27 protein-coding genes and 1 riboswitch are annotated in these 25786 nt (G+C 63.8%); of the genes, 11 read left to right on the top strand and 16 right to left on the bottom strand.

What is annotated here, in order from left to right; translation table 11 throughout:
• From BLS48_RS31995 to bcoG, 3 genes are read right to left on the bottom strand one after another with little or no spacing between them, the layout of a single operon-like run.
• Positions 1-1104 (bottom strand): carnitine 3-dehydrogenase, encoded by a 1104-nt coding sequence (locus tag BLS48_RS31995; RefSeq protein WP_091586283.1) that lies wholly within the window; start codon positions 1102-1104, stop codon positions 1-3.
• The gene (locus BLS48_RS31990; protein ID WP_091586281.1) at positions 1101-1730 is read right to left on the bottom strand and encodes an HD domain-containing protein; all 630 of its coding nucleotides are present in this window, start codon (positions 1728-1730) and stop codon (positions 1101-1103) included. The genes BLS48_RS31995 and BLS48_RS31990 overlap by 4 nt, the downstream gene beginning before the upstream one ends.
• A gap of 17 nt (positions 1731-1747) precedes the next feature.
• Entirely contained in the window at positions 1748-2665 is a 918-nt protein-coding gene (gene bcoG / locus BLS48_RS31985) for a 3-dehydrocarnitine:acetyl-CoA trimethylamine transferase BcoG (RefSeq protein WP_091586279.1), read from the bottom strand.
• 133 nt (positions 2666-2798) lie between these two features.
• Here bcoG and BLS48_RS31980 point away from each other — a divergent pair, with 133 nt between their 5' ends.
• A complete protein-coding gene (locus BLS48_RS31980) occupies positions 2799-3779 on the top strand; it encodes a GlxA family transcriptional regulator (RefSeq protein WP_091586277.1) in 981 nt (326 codons plus the stop codon).
• 11 nt (positions 3780-3790) lie between these two features.
• Here the strand turns inward: BLS48_RS31980 and BLS48_RS31975 are convergent, their stop codons facing one another.
• Positions 3791-4000 carry a hypothetical protein gene (locus tag BLS48_RS31975; RefSeq protein ID WP_091586275.1) on the bottom strand — a complete coding sequence of 70 codons (210 nt, stop codon included), beginning with the start codon at positions 3998-4000 and terminating at the stop codon, positions 3791-3793.
• A 199-nt stretch (positions 4001-4199) separates the two neighbouring features.
• Positions 4200-5525, bottom strand: coding sequence for a xylose isomerase (gene xylA / locus BLS48_RS31970; RefSeq protein WP_091586273.1), 1326 nt, complete (start codon positions 5523-5525; stop codon positions 4200-4202).
• A 111-nt stretch (positions 5526-5636) separates the two neighbouring features.
• On the opposite strand from xylA, the gene BLS48_RS31965 reads away from it, so the two are divergent.
• Complete coding sequence (locus BLS48_RS31965; RefSeq protein WP_091586271.1) at positions 5637-5999, top strand: nuclear transport factor 2 family protein; 363 nt, start codon at positions 5637-5639, stop codon at positions 5997-5999.
• A 32-nt stretch (positions 6000-6031) separates the two neighbouring features.
• Here BLS48_RS31965 and xylB read toward each other — a convergent pair whose 3' ends face one another.
• The 3 genes from xylB to BLS48_RS31950 form a co-directional block, all read right to left on the bottom strand.
• Positions 6032-7486 (bottom strand): xylulokinase, encoded by a 1455-nt coding sequence (xylB, locus tag BLS48_RS31960; protein ID WP_091586269.1) that lies wholly within the window; start codon positions 7484-7486, stop codon positions 6032-6034.
• A gap of 82 nt (positions 7487-7568) precedes the next feature.
• Positions 7569-8891, bottom strand: a complete 1323-nt coding sequence (locus BLS48_RS31955; RefSeq protein ID WP_091586267.1) for a tetratricopeptide repeat protein — start codon at positions 8889-8891, stop codon at positions 7569-7571.
• Between the two features lie 99 nt (positions 8892-8990).
• Positions 8991-9614: a LysE family translocator gene (locus BLS48_RS31950; protein WP_091586265.1), complete on the bottom strand. Its 624-nt coding sequence runs from the start codon at positions 9612-9614 to the stop codon at positions 8991-8993.
• Positions 9615-10063: 449 nt separating this feature from the next.
• On the opposite strand from BLS48_RS31950, the gene BLS48_RS31940 reads away from it, so the two are divergent.
• The 6 genes from BLS48_RS31940 (at position 10064) to BLS48_RS31915 (ending at position 16208) form a co-directional block, all read left to right on the top strand.
• A complete protein-coding gene (locus tag BLS48_RS31940) occupies positions 10064-10831 on the top strand; it encodes a L,D-transpeptidase (protein WP_091586263.1) in 768 nt (255 codons plus the stop codon).
• 187 nt (positions 10832-11018) lie between these two features.
• Positions 11019-12185, top strand: a complete 1167-nt coding sequence (locus tag BLS48_RS31935) for a diphosphate--fructose-6-phosphate 1-phosphotransferase (RefSeq protein WP_091586261.1) — start codon at positions 11019-11021, stop codon at positions 12183-12185.
• Positions 12185-12916: an MBL fold metallo-hydrolase gene (locus BLS48_RS31930; protein ID WP_091586259.1), complete on the top strand. Its 732-nt coding sequence runs from the start codon at positions 12185-12187 to the stop codon at positions 12914-12916. The genes BLS48_RS31935 and BLS48_RS31930 overlap by 1 nt, the downstream gene beginning before the upstream one ends.
• Positions 12917-13180: 264 nt before the next feature.
• Positions 13181-14701: a DegQ family serine endoprotease gene (locus BLS48_RS31925; RefSeq protein WP_091586257.1), complete on the top strand. Its 1521-nt coding sequence runs from the start codon at positions 13181-13183 to the stop codon at positions 14699-14701.
• Between the two features lie 152 nt (positions 14702-14853).
• Positions 14854-15465: a molybdopterin-dependent oxidoreductase gene (locus BLS48_RS31920; protein ID WP_091586255.1), complete on the top strand. Its 612-nt coding sequence runs from the start codon at positions 14854-14856 to the stop codon at positions 15463-15465.
• Positions 15462-16208 carry an FAD-binding oxidoreductase gene (locus BLS48_RS31915; RefSeq protein WP_091586253.1) on the top strand — a complete coding sequence of 249 codons (747 nt, stop codon included), beginning with the start codon at positions 15462-15464 and terminating at the stop codon, positions 16206-16208. Before BLS48_RS31920 ends, BLS48_RS31915 begins: the two co-directional genes overlap by 4 nt.
• 65 nt (positions 16209-16273) lie before the next feature.
• Here BLS48_RS31915 and BLS48_RS31910 read toward each other — a convergent pair whose 3' ends face one another.
• From BLS48_RS31910 to BLS48_RS31875, 8 genes are all read right to left on the bottom strand, one after another.
• A complete protein-coding gene (locus BLS48_RS31910) occupies positions 16274-17749 on the bottom strand; it encodes a nucleotidyltransferase family protein (RefSeq protein ID WP_091586251.1) in 1476 nt (491 codons plus the stop codon).
• Complete coding sequence (locus BLS48_RS31905; RefSeq protein WP_091586250.1) at positions 17746-18423, bottom strand: glycosyltransferase family 2 protein; 678 nt, start codon at positions 18421-18423, stop codon at positions 17746-17748. Before BLS48_RS31905 ends, BLS48_RS31910 begins: the two co-directional genes overlap by 4 nt.
• Positions 18423-19175, bottom strand: coding sequence for a glycosyltransferase family 2 protein (locus tag BLS48_RS31900; protein ID WP_091586248.1), 753 nt, complete (start codon positions 19173-19175; stop codon positions 18423-18425). The genes BLS48_RS31905 and BLS48_RS31900 overlap by 1 nt, the downstream gene beginning before the upstream one ends.
• A 55-nt stretch (positions 19176-19230) precedes the next feature.
• Positions 19231-19983: a glycosyltransferase family 2 protein gene (locus BLS48_RS31895; protein WP_167365328.1), complete on the bottom strand. Its 753-nt coding sequence runs from the start codon at positions 19981-19983 to the stop codon at positions 19231-19233.
• Positions 19980-21029 carry a serine kinase gene (locus BLS48_RS31890; protein ID WP_091586303.1) on the bottom strand — a complete coding sequence of 350 codons (1050 nt, stop codon included), beginning with the start codon at positions 21027-21029 and terminating at the stop codon, positions 19980-19982. Before BLS48_RS31890 ends, BLS48_RS31895 begins: the two co-directional genes overlap by 4 nt.
• Before the next feature lie 41 nt (positions 21030-21070).
• The gene (locus BLS48_RS31885) at positions 21071-21499 is read right to left on the bottom strand and encodes a PqqD family protein (RefSeq protein WP_091586246.1); all 429 of its coding nucleotides are present in this window, start codon (positions 21497-21499) and stop codon (positions 21071-21073) included.
• A gap of 152 nt (positions 21500-21651) precedes the next feature.
• A complete protein-coding gene (locus BLS48_RS31880) occupies positions 21652-22752 on the bottom strand; it encodes an FAD-binding oxidoreductase (protein ID WP_091586301.1) in 1101 nt (366 codons plus the stop codon).
• 77 nt (positions 22753-22829) lie between these two features.
• Positions 22830-24077 carry an aromatic ring-hydroxylating oxygenase subunit alpha gene (locus BLS48_RS31875; protein ID WP_091586245.1) on the bottom strand — a complete coding sequence of 416 codons (1248 nt, stop codon included), beginning with the start codon at positions 24075-24077 and terminating at the stop codon, positions 22830-22832.
• A gap of 115 nt (positions 24078-24192) precedes the next feature.
• A riboswitch (cobalamin riboswitch) is annotated at positions 24193-24395 on the bottom strand.
• A 511-nt stretch (positions 24396-24906) separates the two neighbouring features.
• Here BLS48_RS31875 and BLS48_RS31870 point away from each other — a divergent pair.
• From BLS48_RS31870 to BLS48_RS31860, 3 genes are all read left to right on the top strand, one after another.
• Entirely contained in the window at positions 24907-25107 is a 201-nt protein-coding gene (locus BLS48_RS31870; RefSeq protein WP_091586243.1) for a DUF680 domain-containing protein, read from the top strand.
• A 72-nt stretch (positions 25108-25179) separates the two neighbouring features.
• Positions 25180-25383, top strand: coding sequence for a DUF680 domain-containing protein (locus BLS48_RS31865; protein ID WP_091586242.1), 204 nt, complete (start codon positions 25180-25182; stop codon positions 25381-25383).
• A 65-nt stretch (positions 25384-25448) separates the two neighbouring features.
• Positions 25449-25685, top strand: a complete 237-nt coding sequence (locus BLS48_RS31860; RefSeq protein WP_091586240.1) for a DUF680 domain-containing protein — start codon at positions 25449-25451, stop codon at positions 25683-25685.
• Positions 25686-25786: the final 101 nt, after the last annotated feature.

The following is a 25786-nucleotide window of genomic DNA, read 5'->3' as shown; positions in this document are numbered from 1 at the left end:
TCAGCCTTTCTTCTTGCCGGTCTTTTTCTTCGGCTTCTCGGCTTTCTTCACCGGCTTGGAGGCCTTGGCCTTCTCGGCCGCCTTGGAAGCCGTCGGCTTCTTCGCCGCCAGCTTGGCCAGCTGCCTGGTGTAATCCTTGTGCAAGGCGCCGGCACCCCAGCCCTTGCCTTTGTTCTGCTTCGACAGTGCGTCCATGATCGCGACCAGATTGTCGTCGCGGATTTTTTCCAGCTCGCGGATCGACAGGCCGTGCGCCTGGTCGTCCGACTGCGTGGCGATCAGGTCGACCAGCTCGTCGTTGAACTCCGGCACATCCATCAGCTTGGTCCATGGCCATTTCAGGCACGGGCCGAACTGGGCCATGAAGTGGCGCATGCCGGCTTCGCCACCGGCGACGCGATAGACCTGGAACATGCCCATCTGCGCCCAGCGCAGGCCGAAGCCATAGCGCATGATGTCGTCGAGTTCCTCGACCGTGCAGATGCCGTCCTTGATCAGCCACAGTGCCTCGCGCCATGCCGCCTCAAGCAGGCGGTCGCCGACAAAGGCCTCGATTTCCTTGCGGATCACCACCGGCTTCATGCCGATCGAGGCGTAGATCTCCTTGGCGACCTCGATCGCCTCCGGAAAGGTCTGTTCGCCGCCGACGATCTCGACCAGCGGCAGGAGATAGACCGGGTTGAACGGATGGCCGACGACCAGCCGTTCCGGGTGCTTCTTCATCGCCACCTGCATGTCGGTCGGCTTGATGCCGGAGGTCGAGGAGCCGACGATAGCATTGGCCGGCGCATGGGCGTCGATCTCGGCCAGCACGCGGTGCTTGAGGTCGAGCCGCTCCGGCACGCTTTCCTGGATGAAGTCAGCATCGGCCACCGCCTCGGCGATGGTCTTGGCGAAGGTCAGCTTGCCTTCCTTGGGCAGGCCGCCGGGAACCATCTGCTTGTAGGCGCGGCGCGCGCCCTTCATCACTTCCGAGACCTTGCGCGACGCTTCCGGATCGGGATCGAAGATCGACACGTCAATGCCGTTGAGCAAAAGCCGCGCCACCCAGCCGGCGCCGATGACACCGCCGCCGATGGCGGCTGCCTTGTTGATGATGCTCATGCGGAAGCTCCGGTTCTTGTCGTGGCTGTCTGGGGATCAATGAGAGGCACGCGCTCGCCGACGCGGATCACGGACGGGTCGTAGGCCTTGCGGGCAAAGATTTCGAGCACGAAGGGCCGGAAGAATTCGATCGGCAGCGTGTCGTAGTCGGGGTCGAAGCTCGACTGGTCCCAGCGTTCGCAGAACTGGTCGCAATCGTCGAAATAGGCATGGCCGGCAAAGCGGTCGCGGGCATGGCGATTGCCGCCAAGATGATGGGCGTAATAGAGGCGCTGGAAGTCGCCGTGCTTTTCCACCACCCAGGTGCATTGCTCGCGCACGAAGGGCTTCAGGATCGAAGCGGCGTATTCATCGTGATTGTAGGGCGCGTAGATGTCGCCGATGTCGTGCAGCAGCGCGCAGGCGATCCAGTCGCTGTCGGCGCCATCGCGCCAGGCGCGCGTCGCCGCCTGCAGCGAATGGCCGAGCCGGGTGATCTTGTAGCCCGACAGGCCCTCGTCGAGCTGCACCAGCGCATCGAGCAGCCGCTCGCCGGTCCTGGCCGCATAGTCGATTTCATGGGCGGTCAGGAACTCATAATCGTCCTTGTCGCCATCCTTCATCGCGGTGAATTTGACGGTTGTCATCTGCGACCTCCCCCAAATCACGCGGCGATGGGCGCCCGCTTGGTCAGGTTCAGCTTCTTGCGCACTTCCTCGGGTCCGAGGATCCTGGCGCCCAGATTGGTGACGATGCTGGCGGCACGCTCGACCAGCTGTGCGTTGGTCGCCAGTACGCCCTTGTCGAGCCAGAGATTGTCCTCGAGGCCGACGCGGACATTGCCGCCGGCCAGTACCGCCGCGGCGGCATAGGCCATCTGGTTGCGGCCGATGGCGAAGGCCGACCAGTTCCATGTCGACGGCACATTGTTGACCATGGCCATGAAGGTGTTGAGGTCGTCAGGCGCGCCCCACGGCACGCCCATGCAGAGCTGCACCAGCGCATCGGGATTGAGCACTTTTTCCTCGACCAGTTGCTTGGCGAACCACAGATGGCCGGTGTCGAAAGCCTCGATCTCCGGCTTGACGCCGAGCGCCGTCATCATGCCGCCCATGGCGCGCAGCATGCCGGGCGTGTTGGTCATCACATAGTCGGCCTCGGCGAAGTTCATGGTGCCGCAGTCGAGCGTGCAGATTTCCGGCAGGCACTGGCGCACATGTTCCATGCGGTTGGTGGCGCCGCCCATGTCGGTGCCTTTTTCGTTGAGCGGCAGCGGCGCCTCGGGCGAACCGAACACCATGTCGCCACCCATGCCGGCAGTCAGGTTCAGGATGACGTCGACGTCCGCCGCGCGGATGCGCTCGGTCACTTCGCGGTAGAGATGCACGTCGCGCCGCGGCTTGCCGGTTTCGGGATCGCGGACATGGCAGTGGACGATCGCCGCACCCGCCTTGGCCGCGTCGATGGCCGAATCGGCGATCTGCTTGGGCGAGCGCGGCACATGCGGACTGCGATCCTGCGAGCCGCCGGACCCGGTCACGGCACAGGTAATGAAAACCTCACGGTTCATCGCGAGCGGCATCGAAATCCTCCCAATCGAGATAGCCATGCATGTCGCCCAAAAGTGGGAAACCGGTTTGGGATAACGACATGCACCAGAACGAGCCAACAATGACTGACTTGCCGGAAACTGTTTTGCGTTTTACGAAGCTCTCATGATCAAAAGCGAAAAACCGACAATCTTTCGCGCCGAGCGCTCGCCGCTCAAGGTGACGCTGCTGGTGTTTTCCGGCTCGTCCATCATGTGCGTCGCGTCGGCCGTCGACCCGCTGCGCGCCGCCAACCGCATCTCCGGCGAAACCTTGTTCGATTTCAAACTGGTCTCGGTGACCGGCGAGGCTCCGGTCACCACTTGCGGCCTGCCAGTGGCGGTCAGTGGCCGTTTCGATGCGACCGAGCCAACCGATGTTCTTGTCGTCGTCGCCGGTTTCGGCACCCAGAACTACGCGACGTCAGCTCTGCTGTCAGGCCTGCGCCGGGCGGCGCGGACGGCGCGCGCCTGCGGCGGTGTCGAGGCCGGCACCTGGCTGGTGGCGCGCGCCGGCCTGCTGGAAGGGCGCAGCGCCACCACCCACTGGGAAGACATGGAGGATTTTTCGGCGGCCTTTCCCGGCGTCGATGTCCGCCCGGACCGCTATGTCATCGACGGGCCGGTCTTTACCTCCGGCGGCGCTTCGCCGACCTTCGACCTGATGCTGCATCTCATTCGCACGCGGCTCGGCATGGCCGTCGCGCTCGATGTCGCCAGCGTCTTCATCTACGACCAGGCACGCGCCGCGACCGACGCGCAGCCGCTGGTCTCGCTCGGCCGGCTCGACGGCTATGATCCGCGGCTGGCGCAAGCCATCCGGCTGATGGAAGCGCATGTCGACCAGCCGCTCACCATAGAAGCGGTGGCCAAGCGCGCCGGCGTGACGGCGCGGACGCTGGAGAGTATCTTCCGCAAGTCGATCGGCGAGACGCCGGGCGCCTATTATCTCAGGCTGCGCCTGGGGGCGGCGCGCAGGCTGGTGGTCGACACCAGGGTGCCGATGGCCGATATAGCCGGGCGGACAGGATTTTCATCCGCCGCGGCATTTTCGAGGGCTTTTTCACGGGCTTTCGGCGAAGCGCCGGTCAGGCTGCGCCGGGGCTGATCGCGGCTGGATCAGGCCGCGTTCCGGCGGTCTGGGCCAGCGTCGATCTGCGAACGCATCTGTCTGGCGAGATGGGTCTCAAAACGGCTGGCGATGGCGCGGTCCCATTCGTTCGAGCGGTGCGTGCCATCCTTCGGATGCGGCATTGCCATCAGCCGGTCGATGATCGATCCGGCCTCGCCCGGTGAGAGCAGGGCGTCGATTTCACGTTCGTTCTGCATATCGGTTCGCCTCCTTCTTCCTCTCCGCCACGCAGCATCCTTATAGGAGATACGTGACGGCAGTTTGAAGGCAGGAGCGAGATCATTGAAGGGCGGCAAAGGGCAAACCTTGTCGTCCGAAACGGCCTCGCGCAAACCCGTTCCAGGGCGGCAGGAGCGTTGTCCTGCCGCCCTTCGAACAGTTCGAAACGGGCCGCTGTCAGACGTAGCGGTTGACGATGTTTTCCAGCAGCTCCTGGCGACCCGACCTTGGCTGCGGCTCGATCTTCTTCTTGACGACGCGCTCGGCGATTTCTTCCAGCGTCCGCTTGCCGGACAACATCGCCTTGCCCTCTGCGCTGTTCCAGCCGGCGTAGCGCTCTGCCAGCGGAGCCGACAGCGCCTTGTCCTCGACCATGCGGGCCGCGGCTTTGAGGCCACGCGCGCAGCAATCCATGCCGCCGATATGGCCGATCAGCAGATCCTGCGGATCGAGCGACTGGCGGCGCAGTTTTGCGTCGAAATTGGTGCCGCCGGTCTTGAAGCCGCCAGCCTGCAGCACCTGGTAGTAGGCCAGCGCCATCTCCGGCACGTTGTTGGGGAACTGGTCGGTATCCCAGCCCGACTGATAGTCGTTGCGGTTCATGTCGATCGAGCCGAAAATGCCGAGCGCATTGGCCAGCGCCAGCTCGTGCTCGAAGGAGTGACCGGCGAGGATGGCGTGGCCCTGCTCGATGTTGAGCTTGACCTCCTTCTCAAGCCCGAAGCGCTTGAGGAAGCCATAGACCGTGGCGACATCGTAGTCGTACTGGTGCTTGGTCGGCTCCTGCGGCTTCGGCTCGATCAGGATGGTGCCCTTGAAGCCGATCTTGTGCTTGTAGTCGACGACGAGGCTGAGGAAGCGGCCGGCCTGCTCCTGCTCGCGAGCCAGGTCGGTGTTGAGCAGCGTCTCATAACCCTCGCGTCCGCCCCACAGCACATAGTTCTCGCCCTTCAGCCGCTTGGTGGTGTCGAGGCAGTGCTTTACCGTCGCCGCCGCATAGGCAAACACATCCGGGTCGGGATTGGTGGCGGCACCCGACATGAAGCGGCGATTGGAGAACAGGTTCGCCGTGCCCCACAGGAGCTTGACGCCGGTCTGCCTCATCTTTCCGGCGAAGTAATCGGCGATTTCGTCGAGGTGCGCCGCACTTTCGGAAAAGTCCTTGCCCTCCGGCCGGACATCGGCATCGTGGAAGCAGAAATAGGGCGTGCCGAGCAGCGAGAACATCTCGAAGGCGACGTCGGCCTTGAGCTTGGCCAGCTCCATCGTGTCGACGCCTCCGGCCTTGGGGAACCAGGGGCGATCGAAGGTCTGGCCGCCGAACGGATCGCCGCCCGGCCAGGCGAAGGAATGCCAGTAGGCGACGGCAAAGCGCAAATGATCTTCCAGCCGTTTGCCGGCGACAACCTCATCCGGATTGTAGAACCGGTAGGCGAGCGGATTGGTCGAATCCGGACCCTCGTATTTGATCTTCTGGATGTCGCCGAAAAATCCGCTGCTCATGGCTTTCTTCCTCTCGAATAGTTCGCCTTGATTACCTCAGGCGTAATTGGTTTCGTTCTTCCGCCGGTCGAAAAGGCTCATGTCAAAGCCAGTCAACGAAGGAGACAGACCATGACCGACCTCAGCAAGATTGCCGAAGGCTACATCACCGCCTGGAACGAGAGCGACGCGGATCGCCGCGCAGCCTTGCTCAAGGCGACCTTCACCGAAGACGTCAGCTATCGCGATCCGCTGATGCAGGGCGATGGCCATGCGGGTGTCGCGGCACTCATCGACGGCGTGCAGCAGCGCTTTGCCGGCTTCCGCTTCTCGCTGAAGGGCACGCCGGACGGTTTTGCCGACAAGATCCGCTTCTCGTGGAACCTCGGTCCGGAAGGCACACCGTCCGTCATCGAAGGCACCGACATCGGCGTCATCGAGAACGGCCGCCTGAAGAGCGTCACCGGCTTTCTCGACAAGGTGCCGGCACAGTGAGCCGGCAAGCCACGGCGTGGGGGAGAAATCGCTCACGCCGTGACGCTCTTGATTGCCGGGTACAGCGCCCGGTAGCGGTGATAGGCATCCGCGTAGGCCCCGCCGAGCGCAGCGTCCGGTTCGATCGTCGCATCGGTCGTGGGCGCCGTGCAGATGCTGAGCGGATCGGCACCCGTTGCCGCGATCAGGCCGAGCCTGGCCGCGCCAAAGGCGGCGCCAAAATCGCCGTCGGCGGGAATGTCGACCGGCAGGCCAAGCGCGGTGGCGATCGCCTTCAGCCAGTAGCGTGAGCGCGAGCCGCCACCGATCGCTGTCACCCGCGTCAATGTCGTGCCGGCCTTGGCCAGCGCTTCGAGGCTGTCGCGGAAGGCAAAGGCGACGCCTTCCAGTACCGCCTGGGTCAGCACCGCGCGGCTCGATTCGTGCGCCAGTCCGCTGAACGCGCCGCGAACAGCGGAATCATTGTAGGGCGTGCGCTCGCCAGACAGATAGGGCAGGAACGACACGCCACTCGGCGCCTTCAGCGTACCGCCGAGCTCGGCGGTCAGTTCGCCGGCGCCCTTGCCCGTGATCTCCGACAGCCAGTTCAGCGAATCCGTCGCCGACAGGATGACGCCCATCTGGTGCCAGGTGTCGGGCAGGGCGTGACAGAAGGTATGCACCGCGCTCGCCGGGTTGGGCAGGTAGGAAGCATTGGCGGCAAACAAGACACCCGACGTGCCGAGCGAGACGAAGGCCTGGCCGGCGCCGACCGTGCCCATGCCGCAGGCCGAGGCGGCATTGTCGCCGGCACCGCCGGCAATCGGAATGCCGGCCTGCAGGCCCCATTTCGAAGCCAGCTCGGCGCGCAAGGCGCCGGCCTTCTGCGTGCCTTCGACCAGCGACGGCATCTGTCTTTCGTCGAGCGATGTCGCCGCGAGCAATTCGGCCGACCAGCGCCGTTCGCCGACATCGAGCCAGGAGGTGCCGGCCGAATCCGACATTTCCGAAATGTGCTCGCCTGAAAGCCAGAGCCGCAAAAAATCCTTGGGCAGCAAGACCTTCGCCACCTTGGCGAAAATGGCGGGCTCGTTGTTCTTCACCCAGGCCAGCTTCGGCGCGGTGAAACCGGGAAAGACGATGTTGCCGGTCAACGCGCGAAAACGCGGGTTCGCGTCGAGGGCAGCTGCTTCCGCATGGCTGCGCGTATCGTTCCACAGGATGCAAGGGCGCAGCACCTGGTCTGCCGCGTCAAGCAGGGTCGCGCCATGCATGTGGCCGGAAAGGCCGATGCCTTTGACGGCGGAGAGTTGTTGCGGATAGGCGGCCCTCAGCGCGGCGATCGCCTCTTCACAGGCGCGAAGCCAATCGGCGGGGTCCTGTTCCGACCAGCCCGGATGCGGCCGCGACACATCGAGCGACGCATGGCCGGAGCCGACGACGGTTTGCCCGGCATCGATGAGCAGCGCCTTGACACCCGATGTACCGAGATCGAGCCCGAGATACATGTCTTCCTCCCCATGCCATTAATTTTTTCGGATCTCGAAAAAATCTGGCTTGGCCAGTTTTTAAGACAAGATCCGCTTTGGGTCAATTCTCCGACAAATCGGCCGCACGACGCGAAAGCAGCGCTGACAGCGGGCTGTCGGGTCGAGCCATCGAACGTTCCGCGGTAAGCGCCCTGGCCAGCGCGCCGTCACCGGCCCGCAAGCCCGCCTCGATCAGCGTCAGGTCAATGACGTCGCGTTGCGCGTGGCTGCCGCCGAAACGATGGGCGATCGCCCGGATCGGCCGGATCAGGCGCACAGTCTCGGTATAGTTGCCGTCGCCGAACGCCTTGATGGCGAGTGTCAGCGGGTGGCCGACATCCCGGGTGAACGCGACGTTGTCATCGCTGCCGCGCATGGCCTCGCGCTGCGCCTCGAGCAAGGTCTGAGCCTGGGCGTCGAGGCCGGCGCCGACGAAGGCCATCATCGCGTGGGCATCGTTGAAGGCATAGTTGCCGGCGCCGGCCTTGCGCCAGTTGGCGGCGATCGCTGCCCAGCGGTCGCCGACATCGATGCCGCCGAGATAGAGCCGCCACAGGATCGCCGAGGCATCGACCATGTTGAGCGCCAGTGTCGATCGCTCGCCGTAGATGGGGCCGTCATAGAGCGCCAGAACTTCGTCGATCTCGCCGAGATCGTAGTGGAACAGCGCCAGGTGCCACCAATTGTGCACCTGCAGGAAGCTCTCTTTCGTCCACGCTTCAGGATTGGCGCGCATCCAGGCGATGCCATCCTTTTGCCGGCTCTGCATTTCCATGACGTGGGCGACCGCATGTTGGGCCCAGCCGTCGCGCGGTTCGATCTCCACCGCGCTGCGGCCAAGCATCTCGGCTCGCGCATAGTCACCCATTTCCTCCAGTCCGAACGCCTGCATGCCGAGGACGGCATGGTAGCCGGGCATGCCGCTCTGCCAGGACGGCAGGGCGCGGGCGATACGATCGCGCAACATGCGGGCATTGCCGGTGAAGAAATCGATCTGGTGACCGACCTGCAGCGCCAGCGCGTCGCGCGGGTTCTCGATGGCGATGTCCTCGAGAATGGCGCCGGCATCATGCCAGCGCCCGTTGACGAGATGGCCAAGGGCCGAGACATGCGCCTGCTCCCGCGTTGTCGCGGCAAGCGGCAGTGCCGCCGCATGGCAAGCCCTGGCCACCGCCGTCGCCTCTCGCTCGGTGGCGAGGCCGAAGAGATAACCCTTGAACACATGCGCCATGACGAAGCCGGGATCCTCGACGATGGCACGATCGACGGAGGCGACCGGATCGCCGATGAAGCACTGCAATTCATGGACAGCCTGGCTGTAGGGTGTGAACCCCGCCTCCGTCGCGCCTGAAAATGTCAGTCCGAATGGGTCTTTGACCGTCATGCCCCATCCTCCACGAACCGCATAAGGCTTGATCCTGGAGCACCGGCAGCAGGCAAACCAAGCGCGGTGCCGTGGCAGGTGATCACGGGCTGCCCTGCCTCAATTGCCTGAACGCATCGCCACCGTGGCGATGCCGGCGCCAACCAGCAGCGTGCCGCCGGTGCGGTTGAAGATGCGGATCGCCTTGGGGTTGCGCACGACATTGCGCGCCCTCGCCGCGATCAGCGCATAGCCGAAGGCATTGGCGAAAGCGAGTGCCAGGAAGGTCGTCTCGAAGATCAGCATCTGGGTCCAGAAATCGGCGTGCCGGTCGAGGAACTGCGGCAGGAAGGCGACGAAGAAGGTGATGCTCTTCGGGTTGAGCGCCGTAACCAGCCAGGCATGCGCCATCATCCTGGCCGAGGACACAACGTCGGTGCGCGGTTCTGCTTTCAGTGCGCCGCCGGCGCGGAACAGTTTCACGCCGAGATAGATCAGATAGCCGGCGCCGATCAGCTTCAGGATCGTGAAGACGGTCGCCGAGGCCGCCAGCAGCGCGCCGATCCCCAGCATCGACAGCGTCATCGCGGTGAAGTCGCCCAGTGCCACGCCGACCGCCATCGGCAATGCGGTGCGCCAGCCCTGGCCCAGCGCATAGGACACGACCAGCAGGATGGTCGGGCCCGGAATGATGAGAAGTATCGTCGATGCAGCGGCGAAGGCGGCCCAGTTTTCGAAGGACATGCTCGTCTCCTTGAGCTCAAAGAAGAGGATAAATCCTTGTGTCCGGGAGAATGTAAAGAGCCGATAGCCTCAATTTTTCCAGCGGCAGGTCGGTGTCAGTTCGCCCCGCTCAGCGTACTCACGATATCGGCAAGGCTGACATTGGCACCGAGAACTGTTGCTGCCGCGGCTATGGCAGCGGCCAAAACTTGATGTCGGTTTCTAAGGTCTCGCACATGGGTATCCTCGTTAGCCGTTCGAGAGTAGGAAACGCCGGTGCCGGGAATATGACCTGATGGGGGTCTTTTTGTGCGGCAGTCCTTGCCTAATGCTCAGGCGGAAAAGCAGGAAGCAAGGCGGCGGCAAACGCAGGCGGCGCAAGGTCTTCACGCTTTATCAACCATGAATGATGAAAATGCCTGCTATTCGGCCGGACCGTGCTTCCCGCCGACAGCGTAGGGTTTGGGTATATGCGTGAGTTGCCGTTAGGTCTGACGCCGCCGCGAAACGGCGACGCAATCGAAACCGATCATCACCTTTCCCGCCGCGCCGTCCTGTCTGGGGCAGGGGCACTGGCCTTGCTCAGCGCTGCCGGCTGCTCGACCTCGGGCGGCGGCCTGCCGGCGCTGGAACTGGATGATGTCACCACCGGCTCGGTGCGGCCGATCCGGCCAAGCATCAGTGTCGACAAGAACGTCACCAGCCCGGACGTGATGTACGCTTCCATGACGGATGGCGGCTTTAACGTGCCGGAGGTGCCCTATCTCAAGGTCAAGCCGGAATTCCGCCGCCAGATCGTCGTCGACACGACAGGCGAAGCGCCCGGGACCATCGTCGTCCATCTGCAGGAGCGCATGCTCTATCTCGTCCAGCCGGGTGGCGACGCCATCCGCTACGGCGTCGGCATCGGCAAGGACGGCTTCCGCTGGTCCGGTCGCGCCAACATCCAGTATGGCCGGGAATGGCCGACCTGGACGCCACCGCCGGAAATGATCGCCCGCAAGCCGGAACTGGTGAAGTGGCAGGCCGGGCAACCCGGTGGCCTGACCAACCCGCTTGGCGCCCGCGCCCTCTATATCTATCAGGACGGCAAGGACACCGGCTACCGCATCCACGGCTCGCCGGAATGGTGGAGCATCGGCCAGGCCATGTCGTCGGGCTGCGTGCGCCTGATCAACCAGGACATCATCGATCTCTACAGCCGCGTCTCCAAGAAAAACCCGGTCGTCGTCGTCTGATCCTGCCGGCCGCCCGCGCGGCCGCCTCGTCTCTCTGTTTGAGCCCGATCTCTTGTGAAAGCCGGCTGCCAGCCTCGGGTCAGGCCCGAGGGCAGGCTTTTCGGGACCCCGCTCTGGTTCTCCCGTTGCGCGATAGCGAAAGACAGGCGAATGTGCCTGCGAATGCATCGCTCGGGAGACGTCAGGAATGGCCGGAACTTTTGTCATCGCGCAGGGCGGCGGTCCGACCGCCGTCATCAACCAGACGGTGGTCGGGGCTACGCTGGAGATCCGCAAGCGGCATCCCGGCGCCAAGGTGCTGGGCTCGATCCACGGCGTGCGCGGCATCCGTGATGGCAATTATGTCGACCTTTCGGCTATTCCCGAGGACCGCCTGCGGCTGATTGCCGGCACCCCAAGTGCGGCCCTTGGCTCGACGCGCGACAAGCCGGACGCGGCCTATTGCGACGTCATCCTCAACGGATTGAAGAAAGTCGGCGCCGACGCCTTCATCTATATCGGCGGCAACGACACGTCGGGCACGCAACAGATCCTGACCGATGCCGCCGGCGGCAGGATCGCCTTTGTCCATGCGCCGAAAACCATCGACAATGATCTCGAGGAGAACGACCACACGCCGGGCTTCATTTCGGCGGCCGAGTTCGTCGCCGGCGCCTTCCTGTCCGTCGATCTCGATTTTCGTGCTCTGCCCGGCATCTATGTCGGAATCGTCATGGGCCGGCACGCCGGCTTCCTCACCGCGGCGGCCGCCGCCTGGCAACTCGACCAGGACAGCGGGCCGCATCTTGTCTATGTGCCCGAGCGTCCGTTCTCGGCCACGGGCTTCATCGACGACGTGCGCGCCACGCTGGACCGCCACAAGCGCTGCATCGTCGCCGTGTCGGAAGGTGTCAGCACCGCCGACGGCAAGGCGCTGGTCGAAAGCCTGGTGCCGCCGGACAAGCTGGAACGCGACGCGCATGGCAACGTCAAGCTGTCGGGCAGCGACCTGCCGGCGGCGCTCGAGCGCGCGCTGGCCGAGGGCCTGCCGGGCAAGCGGGCACGCGTCGATGCGCTCGGCTATATGCCGCGTGGCTATGTCGGCGCCATCAGCGCGGTCGACGCGCAGGAGGCCTTCGACGCCGGCGCCTTCGCCGTCACCGTCGCCGAACAGGGCGGCGGCTCGGTGGCGCTGCAATATGACGGCAGCAAAACGGTGCTGAAGAAGGTGCCGTTGAAGAACGTTGCCGGCAAGACCCGCCACATGCCGGACGATTTCATGCAGCCCGATGTCAATCGGCTGTCCGAGGCAGGCATGGCATACCTCAAGCGGCTGGTGCCGGAAAAATACAAGATCGGGAAGCCGTTCGTCTGATGCCGGGGTCAGACCCCGACTGGTTCAGCAAGAGCATCGTTGACGACAAGACGACGATGCTGACCGAGCCGTTCGTGCATGCCTACGTGCGCGCCAACATCTGGCACCTGCGCGGCCGCGACGCCGACCTTCTGGTCGATACCGGCATGGGCATCTGCCCGCTGGCGCCGGAAATCGAGACGCAGCATGGCAAGCCGCTTCTGGTCGTCGCCACCCACATCCATCTCGACCATGTCGGCTCGCTGCACGAATTCCCGTGGCGGGCCGGGCCAAGGATGAGTGCGGCGCGGTTCGAGAGCATGGATGAGGCTGCGACCTACGCCTACATGTTCCACGATCTCGAAGGCGCTGTCTCAAAGTTACCCGAGCCGGGCTGGAAGTCTGCGGATTACAAGATCCCATCGGCACCGCTGACGCGGACCCTTGATGAGGGTGATGTGGTCGATCTCGGCGACCGCCAGTTCCGCGTGCTGCATCTGCCCGGACATTCGCCGGATTCGATCGCGCTGTACAACGAGGCCGACGGCCTGTTCTTCAGCGGCGACGCCATCTACGACGACAGGTTGATCGACGACCTGCCGGATTCCGACCGCACTGCCTATCGCCACACGATGCAACGTCTGCTTGATCTGCCGATCCGCATCGGCCATGGCGGCCACGGGCCAAGCTTCGATGGCAGACGCATGCGCGAGATTGCTAGCGCCTATCTCGGGCGAACCGGCGGGATCTGATGCCCCGGCGGGGCCGAAAAGTCGGGCCTGACCTCTCGCTTGACGACATTGTGACCGGCCGCCGTCCGGAAATTAAATCTTCGTAAGGTCGCCCGAAAACCCTAAATCGGGCCAATCAGCGACCTAGATGCAGGGTTGTCGATCCGGTCGGCTGCCATGCTAGGCGAGACGGGCAATCGTGACCCTCGACACGCCGGATGACCGGGTTTCCCGCATGGGGAAGAGGCCACGGCGCTGGATCAACTCTCGCCCGGACAAACGACCATGTCAGATATCCTTCGCAGACATCGCGTCGCGGCCTTGCTGGGCGCTGCGCTGATCATATCCCCCTTCGTCGTGTCTTTCGCCCAAAGTGCGGGCAACACCGTTCCGACAACCCAGACACCTGTCGCCGGCATCACCGCGCCCAACGGCTCGTTCGCTCCCATCGTGGCAGCCGACAAGCCGGCGGTGGTGACGATTACCACCGTCATGAAAGCACCGCCGGCAAGTGCGGATGACAGCACACCTCTCGGCAACTCGCCGTTCGACGACTATTTCCGCCAGTTCTTCGGTGACCAGGGCATGCCGGCCCCGCGCACACCGCCGCAGCAGCAGGCGCAACGCGCGGAGGCGCTCGGCTCCGGCTTTATCGTTGCCTCCGATGGCATCATCGTCACCAACAATCACGTCATCGATGGCGCCTCCTCGATCAAGGTGACGCTCGACGACGGCACCGAACTTCCGGCCAAGGTCGTCGGCAGCGACGCCAAGAACGATCTCGCCGTGCTGAAGATCAAGGCCGGCAAGCCGTTGCCGACGGTCAAATGGGGTGACTCCGACAAGCTGATGACCGGCGACCAGGTGCTGGCCATCGGCAATCCGTTCGGCATCGGCACCACGGTGACCGCGGGCATCGTTTCGGCACGCGGCCGCGATCTGCACAGCGGACCGTTTGATGATTTCATCCAGATCGATGCTCCCATCAACCATGGCAATTCCGGCGGCCCGCTGGTGGATGTGAACGGCAATGTCGTCGGCATCAACGCGGCGATCTATTCGCCCAATGGCGGCAGTGTCGGCGTCGGCTTCGCCATTCCATCCGACCAGGCCCAGAAGGTGGTTGCCAAGCTGGAGAAGGGTGGCTCGATCCAGTACGGCTATCTCGGTGTCGAAATCCAGCCGGTGACCCCGGATGTGGCGAGCGCCATCGGCCTCGACCATCCTGGCGGGGCACTGGTTTCGCAGGTCAATGACGGCTCGCCGGCCGCCAGGGCCGGCGTCGAGACCGGCGACGTCATCACCGGCTTTGCCGGACAGGACGTGAAGGATCCCAAGGATCTGTCGCGGGCCGTCGCCGACGTCGCACCCGGCGCCAGGGAGCCACTCGACGTCTGGCGCAAGGGCAAGGCGGTGCGGATTTCCGTCGATGTCGGCCAAAACAGCGATGACGTGAAGACCGCGTCGGTGACCGACGGCTCCGGTGCGCCCGGGCAAGGCGATCGGGCCCCCGCGATCGGCCTCGGCCTGATGGACATCACGCCCGACATTCGCCAGCAGCTGAACCTCGCCGACAACCAGCGCGGCGCGGTGGTTGCCAGCGTCAATCCCGACAAGGCGGCCGCGGCGTCCGGTATCGAGCCCGGCGACGTCATCGTTGCCGTCAATCAGGCGCCGGTGAAGAACGCCAGGCAGGTCACCCAGGCGATTGCCCAGGCCGGCAAGTCCGGCAGGAAATCGGTGCTCTTGCTGGTGGAGCGCGACGGTAGCCAGATTTATGTCGCGGTGCCGTTTGCCAATGGCTGACATGTGGCGCTGAACTGGGCGCGGGAACGGCAGGGCTCGTCGCACCAACGACGAACCCTCCGCCCGTGCGTCAAGATTTCGGTTGCCCGCCACGGTATCTTCGAGAACATTGTGCAAGGCTGACAGACGGCTTGGCACAGAGGGATTGCGGCATGGTCACCCGAGGGTTTCTTTCTGGGCGGCGCCCACCGACCGACGGCGATGCGCGCATCCCGCCCGGGCAATATCTCGAGCAGGGATTTCCGGTCCTGTCGGCCGGTCCGACGCCGCGCGTGCGCACCGAGGACTGGTCGTTCACGCTGAAGCACGGGCCGCGACCGATCAAGAAATGGAATTGGGCCGAGTTCAACGCGCTCCCTTTGACCAAGATGACGCGAGACATCCATTGCGTGACCGCGTGGACCAAGTTCGACACGCCGTGGCAGGGCGTGCTGGTCGACGATATCCTTGCCGATGCGGGCCTGGAGCCGCCCACCGATTTCACGCTGGCGCATGCGTTCGACGGCTACACCACCAATGTGCCGCTAAAGGACCTGACCGCTGGCAAGGCGATGGTGGCGCTGCTTTACGAAGGCAAGCCGATCACCCCGGACCATGGCGGTCCGGCGCGGCTGCTCGTTCCGCATCTCTATTTCTGGAAGTCGGCCAAATGGTTGAACGGCCTGCAGTTCACGACGCGTGACGAGCCCGGCTTCTGGGAATTGCGCGGCTATCACATCTATGGCGACCCCTGGCGCGAACAGCGCTACACGGACGATCCATGAGCGAGGCGCTGGCGGTCCAGTCGCCCTGGCAGACGGCTGGGATCGTCCGCATCGAAAAGCGCACGCCGCGTGTCACCAGCTTCTTCTTCCGGCCGTCGAGACCCTTCGCCTATCGAGCCGGGCAGCATGTCGATGTCAGGCTGACGGCGCCGGATGGTTATCAGGCGCGCCGCTCCTACTCCATTGCCTCCGCGCCCGGGACGGACGGGGCGATCGAGCTGGCGATCGAAAAACTCGATGATGGCGAGGTCTCGCCCTTCTTCCACGAGGTCGCCGCGGTTGGCGACGAGGTCGAACTGCGCGGGCCGCTCGGCGGGCATTTCGTCTGGCCCGATGACGACGGCGGGCCGCTTCTGCTGGTCGGCGGCGGCTCGGGTGTCGTGCCGTTGATGTCGATGGTCCGCCATCGCGCCGCCCGAAAATCGACGGTGCCCGTCGTCCTGGTCTTTTCGGCGCGGGTCTGGGACGAAGTGATCTTTCGTGACGAGCTGATCGGCCTCGATGACCGCGAGGACGGCTTCGGCCTGGTGCTGACCCTGACGCGCGAAGCCGCGCGCCGGCCGGCCGACTATTCGCGACGGGTGGACGTCGCGATGATGGTGCAAGCCATGGCCCGGCTGCCCGAGCCGCCGAGGATCGCCTTCGTCTGCGGCTCCAACGCCTTCGTTTCGGCTGCCGCCCAGGCACTGATTGATGCGGGCGTCGCGGCGGAAATCATTCGCACCGAACGCTACGGGGTCTGAAGGAGGGTCGCTTCGCAGAGGTTGTGCTTGTCGTTTTCGACGCGTGCTTCCCGTCCTCTCCGGTCTCAGCCGACCGGCGAGAATTCTGCCGACAGCAATTGGAAAGGCAGTGCGCCATAGGTGGCGACGGCGGCCGTGTCATTCCATTCGCGAAACTGCCGCGACGGCCGCGCCTCCAGCGTCAAGGCCTGTCGCGAGCCGTCCAACTTCACCTTGCCGCGAAAATGCAGCACCCTTTCCTTGCCGGATCGGCTGATGACCATGGCACGCAGGCGAGCGATATGCTCGTCACCGGCATTGATCTCCATCTCGATGCGGCGCCGAACCGGCGGGACAGCGATCCTGACGGTGACGTCCAGCATCATATCACCGGTCTTCTCCGGACACGCGATAGCCTGCGAAAACACCAACGGCGCTGGCGCGGCTTGCGGCTTGCGCCCTGCCAACCTGCCGCGCCAGGCCTTGGCCGGCGGCTCCTGTTGCAGCCGGCCGCTCTTTCGCTTCAGCCGCAACTGCTTGGCAAAGCCACGCGACAGCCAGACCAGCCCGCCGAAATCGGTACGCGGCTTGGCCTGCAGCACGGCCGACCAGCGCGAAAGGCCGGTGCGGTCGGCCATCGCCAGCACGCGCGTCAGCACGACATCAGGCACCGCCACGCCGATACCCAGCGCAAGGTAGGAGAGCGCTACCGCCGCGGCGGCGGCAAGGCCGCGCCGGGCGACAATATCGAGGAACACGTCCCAGTCGACATCGCCGTCGCGGATAGCCACGGTGCAATCGACCAGCCAGTCGCTGTGCGTGTGGGCATCGAGCCCGCCATGCGCGATGGCGAGCGCGATGCGGTCGGCAGGCGACGGCACCAGCACGCTGACGCCGCTGAACTCGGCGACGGTGGCCCGCCTCCAGATGGCCAGGTCGTCTTCGTTGCTTCGCTGCGAACCATCATAGGCGAGCTGGTGCAGGTCGATGTCGCCGAAGTTGCCCTTGAAAAAATTCATCGAGCGTAGCGACGCCAGTCTTGTCCGCAGATATTGCGGACTGACACCCGAGGCGATCTGCCAGTCGCGGTCGCGCAGCACGTCGAAGGCCGTTTGCATGTCCTGCGGCCGTACCAATATGTCTATATCATGCGCCACGCGGCCACGCTGCGCCGACGCGTTCAAGGCAATGCGGCTGGCGCCCTTGATCAGCATCACCATGCATCCGGCATCCGCCATCGCCTGCAGCGCCGGTTCGGCCTCGCGCATGGCCATGCGCGACTTGGTCCACAGCATCTTCTGCAGGCCAACGAGGCGCGGATAGGCGGAATGGCCGGCAAGCTTCCTGCCGAACCTGTCGGAGATGGCAGCAAGCAGCCGGTGCTCCCGGAAGGCGACAAGGTCGATGTCGTTCTCGTCCAGCCATTGCGCTGCGCAAGCGGCGGCGGCGTCCTCGTCGGAAAGAAGCGCCGCCTTGAGCAGCTGGTCGAGCCCACCGGTCGGCCAGGACCAGCCATAGTCCGGAAAGCGGCGGCCGATGCGGCGAACTGCCTTGGCCTTCAACTCGTGCCCGCCTTGTTCTGTGCTCGTCGCTGCATGGCGAGCCTTGCCACCTGGAGATAGCCGCGGTCGCGTGCCGGGTCGCGTCCATAGGACAGGCTGCCGGGCCGGATGCGGCGCAGCGCCAGCGCCTCGTCCAGCATATCGAGCGTAAGGCCCGCCTCGCGCGCTCGGGCGATCCAATCGATCATTTCGCCCCGGCCGCCCGGCGGATCGACGATTGGTCCGATAGTCTCGGCGACCGCGCGGCGGATCATCATGGTGGTCCGCGACCAGCCGGGCACGGCAGCGGCCTCGGGCGCGTCGGGCTGGTCGTTGCGGAAATTCCGCCAATGACAGAAAACCCCCGATGTGCCGGGATATACCTCGAGATGCGCGAGCTGCCTTTCGATCTTGTTGGGCAACCACAGATCGTCCGCATCGAGCGTCGCGATGAGTGGCGTCGACAGCGCCGCAATGCCCCGGGTCGTGGCGCTGCCGGGCCCGGCATTGTCCTGGCGCAATAGCTTGACCGGCAGGTTCATCGTCTTGATCACCGCGATCGTGTCGTCGGTCGAGCCGTCGTCGACGACGATGATAGTCTCGGGCTTGACCGACTGGGCCACGACCGATCGCAGGGTTTCAGCGATGGTGCCGGCCGCATTGAAGGCTGGGATGACGACGCCGTATCCGCTCATCACATGAAATGCCAGTCAGCGAGAGGCCTGAGATCGAAGATGCCCTCGATTCGACGCCGCGACGGATCTGCCTTGCGGCGGGTCATCGATTTGTAGATAGCGCGCATGAATTCACGGGACTGGACGTCGGTCTGTCGGGTCATGTTGCCGGGATGGCGTCTGTAGTAGAGGGCCAGTGTCTCCGGCATCGCATATCTTGGCCCGCTTTCAAAGGTGCGCAGCAGGTAGTCGGTGTCCTCCGCCTGATTGAATGCTTCGTCGAAACCGCCGATACGTTCGACAAGCCGGCGCGAAAAGATCGCCGCCGACAGATGGATGCCCCGAACCGTGATGCTGTTGCTATTGGCGGCCGGCTCCAGACGCTCGTCGTCGATCGCGTCGACAAGCATCATTTTTGAATAGGTGAGGTCCAGGTCCGGATCATTCCGGAAGAGTTCGACATCGGCCTGGAAGCGTCCCGCGGGGGAAATGTCGTCCGAATCGAGAAAGGACACCAGTTCCGTTTCCGGCTCGAGCAGCCTGAGCCCGGTGTTGCGCGTGCGGGTGACACCCAGGTTGGGCTGCTGGAACAGGCGGATGCAGGGGTTTTCATCCATCACCGAGCGCACGACTTCGGCCGATCCGTCGGACGAGCCATCATCGATGACGATGATGTCGAGATCGGCGGCGTCGCGTTGTCTTAACAGCGAGCGCAGGGCCGCGCCGACAAAGGCCTCGCGGTTGTAGACGGGCATGATCACGCTCAGCCTCATTGATGGCTCCACGACTGTTCCGGGCTTGGCCGATCCGAACCGATTGTGTCCGGCATCACAGCATCTGCCAGTCAGCCGGGCTCTTCAGTTCGAAGATGCCCTGGATCTCATGTAACGACGGGTCGGCCTTGCGCCGCCGCATCGACTTGTGGATGGCACGCAAGTGGTTGCGGACCCTGTCGCCATGTTCCTTGGTGACGTTGCCAGCGTGGCGCCGGTAGTAGATCGCGACGGCATCCAGCAATTCGTAGTTCGGACCCCTTTCGAAAACGCGCAGCAGATAGTCGGTGTCCTCGGCCTGTTCGAAATCCTCGTCGAATTGGCCCGTCCGGTCGACAAGCCCCCTGCTGAACACGGCGGTGCTCAGCGAAATTCCCCGAAGCGTCATGGTACGGCTGTCGGCCGCGGGCTCAAGCCTCTCGTCGTCAATCAGGTCGGCCAGCGTCATCAGCGAATAGGTCAATTCGAGGCGGGGGTCGGCCGCGAAGCACGCAAGATCCCTCTCGAAGCGTCCCGCCAGCGAGATGTCGTCCGAATCCAGGAACGACACGAATCCGGCATCCGGTGGCAGTTGCCGTAGCCCGGCGTTGCGCGCCCCGGCGACGCCCATATTGGCCTGCTGGAACAGCCGGATGCAGGGCGTCTCGCGCATCATCGAGCGTACGGCCTCCGCCGAACCGTCGGTCGAGCCGTCATCGATGACGATGATGTCGATATCGACGACGTCGCGCTGCCGCACCAGCGAGCGCAAAGCCGAAACGACATAGCGCTCGCGGTTGTAGACGGGCATGATCACGCTCAGTTTCACGAAGCACCCCGCGCGAGGAACTCCGCGATCGTGCCGGCGATCTCCTGGGGCTGCGTCCCCAGCGACAGACGGTAGCACGGCAGCAGGCGGGTGAGATCGCTGAAGAAGCGAAAGCCGCTTTCCCGCTCGCCCGGCATCTGCGCTATGCCGGACGGCGCCAATGCAATCATGGCATCCCTGCGCGACACCGGCATGATCGAGCTTGCCCCGCCACCGCTGATATGTGGCACCATCAGCGCAACGATGTCCAGCATTGCCGGTACCGGCCGAGGCGCGATGTCGCCAATGTGAAAGGCATGCTTGCCCTGCCAGTTGAGCGGAGCATTGGCCGGCACACGGCGCTTCAGCCCGAGCCGCGCAAACCCTTGGGGATCTTGCTTCAGCGTCGAAAACAGCGGGCGGGCCGTCACGCCGTTGGCGAGGTCGATCAGCACATAGTCGTCGCCGACGCTGTCCAGCCCGTTGAGGAGGCCGGCAGCGACGGTCCCGGATTTGCCGGCGCCGCCCGCGCCGGCCAACAGCACGCCCTTGCCATTGGCGCCAAGCGTGCCGGCATGGGCAAGCCGCATGCCGCGTGCCGCATACTCCCAGTGCAGGAAGGCGCGCAGCGGAGCGCCAGGTTCCCAGGGCGGAAAGGCGTCGGCCGAGCCCATCAACTGCACGCCGACGCGACGTTGCGGATCGTAGAACTGCCAGAAATCGAGATCGTGAAAATGGTGGCCGCGCAAGCCGGCCTCGGCGAGGCGCTTGGCAAAGCCGTGTTCGGTGAAGTGCGCGTCGCCCCACCGTGCCGGCTCAGGGATACCGTGGATGCCCGGATGAGCAATAAAAATGCGGCAGCGGGAGCTTTCCGGTTGATCACCCCTGGTCTCGACAAAGGCATGGCCGAGCGCATCCGCCAGCACACCGGGACCGAGATGCCCGGTCAGTTCCAGCCTGGGCAGGCGGATCTTTCGCGTGACAGGATAGGACGCGGACGCACCCTCGGCGGCAGCGATGAGATAGCGGGCGTAGTCCGGCAAGGTTTCGAGGGTAACGCGCGACATGGCCAGGTCCAGCACCCCTCTATCGCGGATGCGACTGTTCGTCAGGATGCCTGCTTGACCGCCGGCCAACCCAGCGGTTCCTCGACTTCATGGATCGGATCCACGATGATGAGGTCGGCGAGATCGTCGTGAATACTCACATTGAGCGGCTCGCTCGTGGCCGCAAGCTCGGCAAGCAGGTCGCCCGGCAGCGGCTGCGCCGGCGCGTCGGAACGCGTCAGGAGCCGCAGTTCGACCAATTGCGATACGAAGCGGTCGAGTTCAGCCGGGCCTATTGTCGACGCGCCTGCGGTCAGCCCGATCAGGGCCTGGGCATCGACGCCGGACGAGAGTGCCTGCCAGATCTTGCTGCCTGAATCGGAAAAACCGAAATATTTCCCGCTTGAAAGATCGAGCACCACGGCTTCGCCGTCGAAGGACTCAAAGACCACGTCCTTGCTCGCGATTGCGTAGACATCGGCATGGCGCATCGTTCTTGGTCCCGGCAGCTTGCGCGACCAATCGCCGGTCGGCGTAGTCGCTCCCCGACAACGCCTGTAAACACTCGGTTCTTCCTTGGCAAGTCAACGGATGCCGTCGAGACCTCGCCCATTTTTTTGGCAGCAGTCTGGTTCCGAGTGGATCACGCCTCGATTTCGAGCGCCGAAAGCGGTCTGGAGCAGCAGGCGAGGATGAAACCGTCGTCGATCTCATGATCGAGGATACCGCCATTGTGGCTCATCTCGACGGCGCCCGCGACCTTCTTCACCTTGCAGGTTCCGCACAGGCCGAACTCGCAGGCGGCGGGAATCCGCACGCCCGAAGCCCGCGCCGTCTGCAGCACGGTCTGGCCGGCGACGCATTCGGCATCGACATCCGAAAGCGAGAAGCGGATCGGCGTCGCGGCTTCGACGGGAACCGCGGCGCCGTCCCGCGCCCGCGCTGCGAACGGTGCCGGGATCTCCTCCACGACAGGCGCCGCAAAGCTCTCCTGATGGTATTTCGTCATGTCGAAGCCCGCGGCCTCCAGCATGCCGCGCACGGCGCGCATGAAGGGATCGGGACCGCAGCAGAAGATTTCGCGCTCGCGGAAATCGGGCGCCAGCAATGGCAGCCGGATCGCGTCGATGCGGCCCATATGGCCGAACCAGCCCTCGCGGCTTGACCGCTCCTCGATCATGAAGCCGAGCGACAGGCCGGGCATGCGGCTGCCGAGCAGTTCGAGTTCTTTGCGGAAAATGATCTCTTCCGGGCGGCGCGCGCAGTTGACGAAGCCGACATCGGTCCATGGCGCGCAGTCGTTGAGCCAGCGCAGCATCGACATCATCGGCGTCACGCCGGAGCCGGCCGAAATGAACAAATATTTGGCCGCCGGGTGGCTGTGCAGCGAGAAGTCGCCGGCCGGCCCATAGGCCTTGACATGGGTGCCGGGCGCCAGATGATCGAACATCCAGCGTGTGCCGACGCTGCCCGCTTGTGCCTTCACCGTCACCGCGATCGAGAACGGCCGCGACGGCGAGGACGACAGCGTGTAGGTGCGCATCAGCGGCCCCTCGGCGGTCGGCAGTTCCAACGTCACGAACTGGCCAGGCTTGTAGCGAAACCAGGTTTGGTTGTCGGAGCGGAAGGTGAAGGTCCTTACGTCGGGGGCCTCGTCGGCGACGCCGATCACTTCCAGCACCTGGAGCCTGTCGTTCCAGGGCGCCATCTCGTCGAGATGGCGATAGAGGCCAAGATCCGTCATCGCATTCATCCTCTTGTCCCTTTTGTTCCGTGCATGGCTTGAACCGAAAACCGCTGCGCACTTCTGGGCGCCATGCGCTAGGCGACGCTGCGCAGGGCCGGCCTGCCGTCTCCGGCTAGGCGTGGGCCGATGAATCGTGCGTACCAGTCGACGAACTGGATCACGCCACCCTCATGCAGCTCCGAATAGGGACCTGGTTCGTAGGCCGGCGACAGGATGCCGAAGGCGTTTTCCTCGACGATGCGGCGGTCCTGGTCGTTGGTCTCGGTCCACACATGGGTGAGTTCGGCGAGATCGTAGTCGACGCCTTCGACCGCATCCTTGTGCACCAGCCATTTGGTCGTCACCGCGGTTTCCGTGGCGCTGATCGGCAGCACGCGGAAGGTCACCGCATGGTCGATGAGGATGTGGTTCCACGTCGTCGGGTAATGATAGTGCATCAAAGTGCCGATGCGGTCGGCGGAGACGGTGTCGGACAAGTTCTTCTTCACCGCCCGCTTGCCGGTCATCGTGTAGCTGACGGCATCGCGCAGCAGCGGCGCGCGGGTGGCGCGGTACTGCCCGGCCGGATCGATGCGAAACTTGCTCGGCAGGCCGGCCGCTTCGCATTTCGCCCAGTGCGCAAGCATTTCCGGGTCGCTGTCGGCGCCTTGCACGCCAGTCACCGTCGGTGCTTCCGGGAAGGTCTTGCAGAGCTCCGGATGATTGCCGGCGCAATGATAGCACTCGCGGTTGTTTTCCCAGACCAGCTTCCAGTTGCCCTTCTCGATGATCGTGCTCTCGAAGGCGACTTTTGCCTCGCGCAGCCGGTGCGGCAGCAGATAGGGTTCGATCATCGCCCGCATCGGCGCGAAATCCGCCGGCTCCTTGGCCAGGCAAATGAAGATGTAACCGCCGACCGTCTCGCAGGCGACCGGCTTCAGGCCGAACTGGCTCTTGTCGAAACCGTCGGCCATCTGCCTGGCGAACAGCAGCCTTCCGTCCAGCTCATAGGTCCATTGGTGGTAGGGGCAGACCAGCTTGGCCGCCGTGCCCTTGTCGGAATTGCAGACACGGCTGCCGCGATGGCGGCAGGAATTGTGGAAGCCGTTGATCTTGCCTTGCTGGTCGCGAACGAGGACGACCGGATAGTCACCGATCTGCACGGTGATGTAGCTGCCCGGCTTCGGCAGTTCGCAATCATGGCCGATGAACAGCCAGTCGCGATACCAGATCAGCTCCATGTCGAGCCTGAAATAGTCGGGGTCGGTGTAGAAGGGCTGCTCTAGTGAAAAACCTTGCTCGCGGCCATTCAAGAGCCTCAGCATGTCGTTGCGCGCGTCCATGTCCTGTCCTCACAATCAAGGACTGCATCGGAGGGGAAGAGAGGAAGGATCGGACGCAAGCCGGCGATGTGCCGGACATGCACTATCCACCTCTTGACCGCCCACCGCGATCAGTCGAGCCTAGACATCTCCGGCTGGTTTCCGGGCTCTGGAGTTGTCCTTGCGGACGATCGCGACACCTTCCCAGGCTTTCGGCCCAGTGGTCTCCCGTTGCGACTTGAACTCCACCACCGTTGCGGGGGCAGCGCCGGGTTCTGACCGGCTTCCCAATTCTCCGCCTCGTCGTCACGAAACGGCACCTGAGATGTCATGATCTAATCACGACGGCGATTGCGACATCGGCATGAAAGCGACATCGCATCCATGCGGCGCGACACGCGTACGAAACGCCCCGGTTGGCGATTGCGGAGCTGGAATCCGATCTCCCCGACTGCCATTTGCCGGCTGCGATCTTCCCGAATCTGGTCGCTGGCGGAGGCCAAAAACGGTTAACGGTTTCGAAAAGTGACTATTAGCTGTCTCTAAAATCGAACCGAACGGTTCGTTTCTGTTGACGGTGCGTGCAGGACGGTGTGAACGCTGGACCCTGGACACAGTTGGTGATCGGAACGGAAGTTTTATCTAACTAATTGATATAAAACAGAAAAGTACATGGTGTAGAAGGCCTTGGCACAATTTCAAGTGGCAGATTCATGGTCCACACGAAACAACTTCGTGATTGGAAATGGCTGGATGGCTCTCCCACATCGGGGCTGTCCGAACGACGCGAATTCCTTCCAAGACACGCCGCTAGACGGACGGAAATAAGAAGATACTGGAGTACCAAAAAATGAAAAAGATTGTCCTCACTGCCGCCGCCCTTCTGGCCATTTCCGGCAGCGCCTTCGCTAACGGTAGCGATCACTACGGTTCAAATGCCCCGGCAGCCACTGCTGTCGACAGCTCGTACACCGCTTCGATCAAGAAGTCGGAACCGGCTGCTCAGACGCCTGCCCAGGGCAGCGACCGTAACCTCTTCGGCAACAACTAACAGCCGATTCCCCAGGCGACGGCGGGCGTGCCCGCCGCCCTGGCGAAATCCAGAAATTCAGGAGTACTTGAAATGAAGAAGATCCTTATCGCCACCGCTGCCCTCCTTGCCATTTCCGGCAGCGCTTTTGCCGGCAGTGACAACTTTGGCTCCAACGGTGCCAACCAGCCCGCCGCCGCGGTCGACAGCTCGTATACGGCTTCGATCAAGAAGTCGGAACCGGCTGCCCAGGCGCCTGCCCAGGGCAGCGACCGCAACCTGTTCGGCAACAACTAACATCCGACAGCAAGGCGGCGGGCCAGCCCGCCGCCTTGAATTCGAAAATACCGGAGTATCAAAAAATGAAAAAGATTGTTCTTACTGCCGCCGCTCTTCTGATTGCCGCCGGCAGCGCCTATGCCCGCAACGACAATGTTGGCGGCACCGACATCAACAAGCAGGCGACCGTCAATGTCGACACATCGCATACGGGCTCGATCCGCAACAGCGGCTCTCCCGTCTACAAGCTGCTCAATTCGTCGGGTGACGTAGAGAAGTCCGCGCCTCAGGGCAGCGACCGGAACCTCTTCGGCCACTAGAGCAGTTCACCGTTTCACGGAAACGGCAAACCGCTCTAACTCTTTGTTTTGACGCAATTCCGGACGGAAAACCGTTTCACACTTTTCCTGGAATTGCTCTA

The organism is Mesorhizobium qingshengii, from assembly GCF_900103325.1.
In the GTDB taxonomy this organism is placed as follows: domain Bacteria; phylum Pseudomonadota; class Alphaproteobacteria; order Rhizobiales; family Rhizobiaceae; genus Mesorhizobium; species Mesorhizobium qingshengii.
Note: the sequence above shows the minus strand (reverse complement) of the source record. Positions and strands in the feature narration are given on the sequence as shown.